This is a genomic window from Almyronema sp. (assembly GCF_052168255.1).
GTDB lineage: Bacteria > Cyanobacteriota > Cyanobacteriia > Phormidesmidales > Phormidesmidaceae > Sphaerothrix > Sphaerothrix epifaneia.
Map to the genome: position 1 here is coordinate 1 of NZ_JBQLZL010000093.1, position 2173 is coordinate 2173.

Annotated in this window: 3 protein-coding genes; all 3 read right to left on the reverse strand. The window is 52.9% G+C overall.

The features are described 5' to 3' along the window. Positions 1–52: 52 nt before the first annotated feature. The 3 genes from ACTS3T_RS19740 to ACTS3T_RS19750 all read right to left on the reverse strand — a co-directional run bounded on the left by ACTS3T_RS19740 (position 53) and on the right by ACTS3T_RS19750 (position 2140). Entirely contained in the window at positions 53–934 is an 882-nt protein-coding gene (locus tag ACTS3T_RS19740) for a DUF6671 family protein (protein WP_462935432.1), read from the reverse strand. A 15-nt stretch (positions 935–949) separates the two neighbouring features. Then, a complete protein-coding gene (locus tag ACTS3T_RS19745; RefSeq protein WP_462935433.1) occupies positions 950–1147 on the reverse strand; it encodes a hypothetical protein in 198 nt (65 codons plus the stop codon). 144 nt (positions 1148–1291) lie between these two features. Then, positions 1292–2140, reverse strand: coding sequence for a nitrate ABC transporter ATP-binding protein (locus tag ACTS3T_RS19750; protein WP_462935455.1), 849 nt, complete (start codon positions 2138–2140; stop codon positions 1292–1294). Positions 2141–2173 lie beyond the last annotated feature (33 nt).

Sequence of the window (2173 nt, forward strand, 5' to 3'; positions counted from 1 at the left end):
GTGTAGCGGGCTAGTTGCCATCAGCCTCACCGATTGCTCTTTTTGAACCGGGCTAGGGGTTGCAATAGTTGCACTGAGCCGGATCGGCAGTGGGTGAGGTTAATAGCGGTTCAAGCGATCGGTGGTGGCAGCGCTGGCACTCATACACTTCGGCGTAAGGCAGCAGCGTTGGCGAACCGCAGTTGCGACAGGGCAAACCAGGAATTTTTTGGCTAACGGCAAAGCCCGGACAGCCACACTGGGGGCAAACTTGGTGCAGCTTATTCACCAGATCTTGGGTGGCTTGGGCAATCACCTGCATACGGCTAGGGTTATGCATAGCTCGCATGTCGGTTTCAAGATGAACCTGGCTGTGGTGCTGGAGTAAGCGCTCTATGGCTGCCACCAGATCCGCTTCGGTGCAAATCCCTTTGACCCCGTTAGCCGGATTGTCTAAGCGCGATCGCGGCATGGCTACCAGCCCATGCGCCGGAAACCCGACTGTCTCAGCAAAGGCGATCGCCTCAGCTACGGATGCCACCTTTTTGTGAGCGTAGTTGGTTTGGGTAGACAGCACTTCTCCGACAATTTCTAAGCCGTTGGCCAAATCGAGCAATAGCACCAACTCGCGATCGCAAGCTGCCCACGGCAGAGCCGGATGCGGAAAAAAAGCGCCTTCACTGGCTAAAGCCAGACTTAGCCCCGCCTGAGCGGCAGCGGCTTCAGCCTTACGACGAGCCGCCTCTTGCTGCGTACCCAAGCGGTCAATCTCGCGGGTAAACGTGCCAAAGCGATCGCTATTAAACTCAGGCAAAACCGTGACCGTCACCCCCAAACTTTGCAACGGCGGCGCGATCACGGCTTCTTTACCATGCATCGTTGCCAGAACGGCAGTGCGACCCCGAAACCCTTGACAAGACGAGCTAAAACTGGAGAAAGGACGAGCTGAAACCATCAACAATAGAGAGACTTAAGATTCTTCCAAATTCGGTTCAATCTGCCGCAGCACAAGCTGCACCCCGGCGGAAAAAGCCACCATTGCACTCAGACAAGCCAAAATCGAGAGCGAGGCAAAGTCTAGCTGGGGCACCATTGCCCAACAGCGACTGACAGCAGAGTTTAACAACGAGGCAAGGGCAGCGGGGTTAATCAGGGCTAACGTTTCCATAGTCGGCTCCTTCTAAATAGACTATAGACAATGGAACTTGAATCGAAAATTAACTTTAATCTATGTATAACGGCAAATTCTGGGATAATCAAGCCTCTGGGCTTTGGGCTTACTTATCGAGCGATGAACCGCTACTTATCACCGCTAGGCCGCGTCGTCATGGGCAAAGCGATTGTAGAGAAAGTCCAGAGCATGGTTACGCAGCTTGTAATATTCCGGGTCTTCCATAATTTGAACGCGATCGCGGGGTCGATCAAAAGGAATCGGCAGAATTTCGCCAATGGTGGCGGCAGGGCCGTTAGTCATCATCACCAGGCGATCGGCTAAAAACAGAGCTTCGTCAATGTCGTGAGTAATCATCAAAACGGTGCAGCGGTGATCGTTCCAGATGGTGAGCAGTTCTTCTTGCAACTCCTCTTTGGTAATAGCATCCAGCGCTCCAAAGGGTTCATCCAAAATCAACACCTCTGGGCGAATAGCCAGGGCACGGGCGATTGAAACCCGCTGCTTCATGCCGCCCGAAATTTGCCCTGGTTTTTTATCTGCCGCCTCAGCCAAGCCCACCATTGCCAGGTGATCGCGCACAATCGCCCGTTTTTCTGCTTGGGGTTTTTGGGGATAAACTGAATTCACCGCCAAATAAACGTTGTCAAACACCGAACGCCAAGGTAGCAGCGCATAGTTTTGAAACACCACCATGCGATCGGGGCCGGGTTGCAAAATGGGCTGCGATCGCAATTGCACCGTGCCCGTCGTCGGTTGCTGAAAGCCGCCTACCAGATTCAGCAGCGTTGATTTGCCACAGCCAGAGTGACCAATCAAACAAATAAACTCCCCTGCTTCTACCGTGAGATTAATGTCTTGCAAAACGGTATAGGGGCCAGACTTAGTAGGGTAAACCTTAGAAACTTGCTCAATCGCGAGGAAATCACCGCGACGCGGTTTGAGATCGAGCACAGGCCGTTGAGTGGTTTGAGTTTTCATGGTTTGAATAGGTAAGAAGAAGGGAAAGATCAGCGTCCCCTG

What these genes read in the sequence shown, in the direction of transcription:
- ACTS3T_RS19740 (WP_462935432.1), bottom strand. Translation starts at nt 934, where the DNA reads ATGGTTTCAGCTCGTCCTTTCTCCAGTTTTAGCTCGTCTTGTCAAGGG.
- ACTS3T_RS19745 (WP_462935433.1), bottom strand. Translation starts at nt 1,147, where the DNA reads ATGGAAACGTTAGCCCTGATTAACCCCGCTGCCCTTGCCTCGTTGTTA.